We start from the raw sequence: 3,811 nt of genomic DNA, 5'->3' as shown, positions 1-3,811 counted from the left end.
TTTCTGATGCGAACAGCTTTTATGTTTTAAACCGATCTTTTAATAAATTCCATAGGGAACTCACTCCGAGACTAATGCTGATCAGAATTCCTGATAGAGCTACTATTAAAGCGATATATTCAAAGATAGAAAACTGCTTCATACTATCCCAATTGATATTTCCCTTTAGTTTGCTAATAACTAAATTCATTCCGTAAATACCGGAAAGAACCGTGTAAATCGTTAAAATTAATAATAAGTAATTGTGACGCTTAGCTGCGATTTTCTCTTGATTTTGGTACAAAGTACCAAGAGTTTCTTTGACTTCTTGATAAAGAGAATTGATATGGAAGATTTTTTTAAAGAGCTCAGAAAACTCTTGACCTTCTGTGCGAGAGCTAATTTCTAAAAATAAATATTTACCTGAGAACACGGTAATAGAGCGGATTAGTCGTTCAATGCCCTCTGAAWTTTTATGAAACGTGAGCTGAGAATACTCATAAGATAGTTTTAGCAACACGATTTTATAGAAAAAATGTAAAAATAAATTATAGTAATGCTGGCCAAATAGATGATTCATCAAAAGCTGATCCGTTTTAGAGTCTGTCGATTTAGAAATACATGAAAACACATGGTCTGTTATGACGTAATATGTTTCAGGAGCCCATCTGGAATACACGTGTTTAGTATTATACGTTTTAATATACTCATGATTGTGTGCAGAAATAAACGCTTTCCCGTCAGGCATATAGCTATTTAGCTGTCCAGTACGAAATAAAGTTGTGGAATTAATCTCTTGCTCTTGATTTACCGTTACATAACTTAACACAAACATCCGTTCATCGATAAAATAAGGAAGGCTCCCCACATGCTGTTCACGTGTGGCTTCTTTCTTGATGTGTTCGTTCAAAAATGGCGCGAGCTGTGAAAAAATATAATCTTGTACTTTGCTATAGCGATGGTGTTCATAGGTAATGGTGGATCCATGCTCTTCAGCAAGCTTCGGTTCTAATACACGAAAATGATTCATGAACTCTAAAATATCATCATAGCTGTAATGATTATGGCTCATCTCAGTGCGAATGGTCATGACACCAATTTCAAAAGGACATAAAAAAACATCCACAGACAGCACGTTGCTAGACACGGTGGTGGAGGAAGTGTGTAACGTAATGGCATGGTCTATTTTTTTTGAAAATCGAAGCAACCCTTCTTTTTCGCACGAGTCAGGGAATAGAATGCATTCAATRTAAGGAAGAAAATATTGATCCAGGCTATCATGAGATACGTAATATTGTTCTCCATAGTATTCTTTTTCTAAATGTTTGTTTTGAATGGAGAAAAACTCGAACAAATTTGCTTTCAGCGCATGAACAAGCTGCTCTTTATTTTTTCGGTCAAAGGAAAAAGGAAAAAGAAACATGTTCATTGCTTTGGTAGGTACAATGGTTTGAAATGGTTCTGTTTTCCTTGGTGTATTGGTCATAAACTACATCCTTCTTATGGTCGGTTGTATTTCCTTGTAAGAGTCGAGGAAATGCAGGTAGAAAGTAAAAGGTAAAACAAGCTTTATAAAAACCGTTYTACCTGCCTGCAATGATTCAACGTATCATTTATAATATGCCAATTTTTTTAGAAAACAAACGTAAAAAAACCAACTAACATCATCATTAGTTGGTTTTACATACAGTGTCTGATTAGTGAATCGTGCGATATACACCAGTTACTTTTCCTAAAATCGTTACGTGGCGAAGAATAATAGGCGCCATCGTTGAATTTTCAGGCTGTAAACGAACGAAATTTTCTTCTTTAAAGAAACGTTTTACCGTTGCTTCGTTGTCTTCGGTCATAGCGACCACAATATCTCCATTATTAGCTGTTTGCTGCTGACGTACGATTACCATATCGCCATCTAGAATACCTGCTTCAATCATACTTTCTCCCATAATTTCAAGCATAAATACATGATCATCTGGAGAAACGAATTTATCTGGAAGAGGGAAATATTCTTCCACATTTTCAACGGCTGTTATAGGCAGACCCGCTGTTACTTTACCGATAACAGGAACATTAATGACATTGCTTTTAGGGATGTTTACTTCGTCTAGTTGAAGAACTTCGATTGCTCTTGGTTTTGTCGGATCTCTGCGAATTAACCCTTTGCTTTCTAAACGAGCTAAATGCCCGTGTACAGTGGAGCTAGAGGCTAATCCTACCGCTTCCCCAATCTCACGAACAGAAGGCGGATAACCTTTTAATTTTACTTCATGCTTAATAAAATCTAGTATGTCTTGTTGACGTTTTGATAGCTTCATATTTTTCACCTCGATTTTAGCTATTCTTTAGGTGAATTATACCACGTGATGTGTCAATATACAAACATAAGTTCGAAGAATTCCATTGACAGAAACAAATGTTCTCAATAAAATAAGAACATATATTCTGACAGGGGGATCATAATATGCAACAATTCTTACATTCTATGAAACATTACGCTATTTTTTTTGCAGTTATCGCTGCACTTACATATGTATTGACGCTGGTTTTAGGAGCGGATAAAGTAGATTTAGACAAATATTCAACGGTTACTATTACAAAAGGAGATACGCTTTGGGAATTGTCCAACAAGTATCATAATCACCATCATTTGACCACCAATGAATTTGTCAAATGGGTTGAAGACGTCAATGATTTAAACTCAGACACTGCCCAGTCTTTATCTCCTGGAGATAAATTATATATTCCTGTTTTAAAAAAAGAGTTACATAATCAAGTGGCAATTGAACAGTAGTGTGTAACGGCCGTTCCTGAATATTGTTAGAAGCCGAAAAGGTCGTGATAAAAGTGGATGCCATTATTTATTGCCGTGTCAGTACGGATAAAAAAAACCAAGAAACATCTTTACAGCGCCAGCAAGAAGAATTAAAAAAGCTTGCTGCTCTTCACCATCTAGACGTAAAAAAAGTCGTAATGGAAAAAGCAAGCGGATATGAAGTAGACAGAGAGGGTATTTTGGATGTTCTTCATACAATGAAAGAAGAAAAAATATCTGTGTTGCTTATTCAAGATGAAACACGATTAGGCAGAGGAAATGCTCGAATTGCGCTGCTTCATGCTTTTCATAAAGAAAATGCTACCATCTATACGATTAGTCATCAAGGCCAGCTTCAGCTTTCAGAATCTGATTCAATGGTGTTAGATATTATTAGCTTAGTGGAAGAGCATCAGCGGAAATTACATAATGCTAAAATTAAAAGAGGAATGAAAAGAGCTGTAGAAAACGGTTATCGTCCGCAGCAAAATTTAAAAAATCAAGGAGTTAACTCGGGAAGAGAAAAAAAAGAAGCGCCAATTGAAGAAATTGTCCGTCTTCGTCATAACGGCTTAACCTTTGCTGAAATTTCAGTTACGCTAAAAGGTTTTGGCTATAATATTTCAAAAGCGACGGTACATCGCCGCTATCAAGAATACCAAGAGAATGCTCAATCTCTTGATAAAACGAAAGAGATTTAGTAAGATGACTACATGTTGCCGGAACGGTTCGGTAATTTTAATTATTGATTATAAGGAGATAGGTTTTATATGCTATCAAAAGATAAACTTGCTCGTATTAATGCTCTTTCAAAAAAGGCAAAGGCTGAAGGTCTGACAGAATCTGAAGCGAAAGAACAGCAAGAGCTACGTCAGGAATATTTAAAAGTTTTCCGACAATCTATGACAAATCACCTTCATACGATTAAAGTTGTGGACGAAGAAGGTAAAGATGTTACGCCTAAGAAGTTAAAAGAGAGTAAAAAGAAGCGTCTTCACTAAGACGTTCTAGTAAAACTAG

5 protein-coding genes are annotated in these 3,811 nt (G+C 35.9%); 3 read left to right on the top strand and 2 right to left on the bottom strand.

The genetic code is table 11. The features are described 5' to 3' along the window. Positions 1-19: 19 nt before the first annotated feature. Together AC1DRF_RS19130 and lexA are read right to left on the bottom strand one after the other, a co-directional pair. Complete coding sequence (locus AC1DRF_RS19130; protein WP_477741409.1) at positions 20-1,465, bottom strand: hypothetical protein; 1,446 nt, start codon at positions 1,463-1,465, stop codon at positions 20-22. 211 nt (positions 1,466-1,676) lie between these two features. Continuing rightward, the gene (gene lexA / locus AC1DRF_RS19125; RefSeq protein WP_013058778.1) at positions 1,677-2,294 is read right to left on the bottom strand and encodes a transcriptional repressor LexA; all 618 of its coding nucleotides are present in this window, start codon (positions 2,292-2,294) and stop codon (positions 1,677-1,679) included. A 146-nt stretch (positions 2,295-2,440) separates the two neighbouring features. On the opposite strand from lexA, the gene yneA reads away from it, so the two are divergent. From yneA to AC1DRF_RS19110, 3 genes are all read left to right on the top strand, one after another. Then, on the top strand, positions 2,441-2,770 hold the full coding sequence (gene yneA, locus AC1DRF_RS19120; RefSeq protein ID WP_013084723.1) for a cell division suppressor protein YneA: 330 nt from the start codon (positions 2,441-2,443) through the stop codon (positions 2,768-2,770). Between the two features lie 53 nt (positions 2,771-2,823). Then, the gene (locus tag AC1DRF_RS19115; protein ID WP_477741410.1) at positions 2,824-3,492 is read left to right on the top strand and encodes a YneB family resolvase-like protein; all 669 of its coding nucleotides are present in this window, start codon (positions 2,824-2,826) and stop codon (positions 3,490-3,492) included. Between the two features lie 69 nt (positions 3,493-3,561). Next, positions 3,562-3,792, top strand: a complete 231-nt coding sequence (locus AC1DRF_RS19110) for a DUF896 domain-containing protein (RefSeq protein ID WP_013058775.1) — start codon at positions 3,562-3,564, stop codon at positions 3,790-3,792. Positions 3,793-3,811 lie beyond the last annotated feature (19 nt).

It is taken from the genome of Priestia sp. P5_B4 (assembly GCF_056400385.1).
Note: the sequence above shows the minus strand (reverse complement) of the source record. Positions and strands in the feature narration are given on the sequence as shown.